The 255-nt window shown below is 56.5% G+C and carries 1 protein-coding gene; it reads right to left on the bottom strand.

What is annotated here, in order from left to right:
• Window positions 1-255 (bottom strand): ribonucleotide-diphosphate reductase subunit beta (locus FLQ44_RS21790; RefSeq protein WP_206209070.1); only part of this gene is annotated, 255 nt, incomplete at both ends.

The following is a 255-nucleotide window of genomic DNA, read 5'->3' as shown; positions in this document are numbered from 1 at the left end:
CTCGACCAGTACATAGGCAGCCAGAAGCCGGAATAGAAGAGGAAAGATTCCAGGAACACGCTGGCGATCTTCTTCTTCAGCGGCTCGTCGGCCCGGTAATATTCCAGCACCAGATCTGCCTTGCGCTGCAATGACGCGCTCTCTTCACTCCAGGCGTAGGCCGCGTCCACGTCTCTGGTCTGGCACAGGGTGGAGAAAATCGAGCTGTAGGAGCGGGCATTGACCGCCTCCATAAAGCTGATGTTCGACATTACC

The organism is Vogesella mureinivorans (genome assembly GCF_007644035.1).
In the GTDB taxonomy this organism is placed as follows: domain Bacteria; phylum Pseudomonadota; class Gammaproteobacteria; order Burkholderiales; family Chromobacteriaceae; genus Vogesella; species Vogesella mureinivorans.
This window is presented reverse-complemented; position numbering and strand designations above follow the sequence as displayed.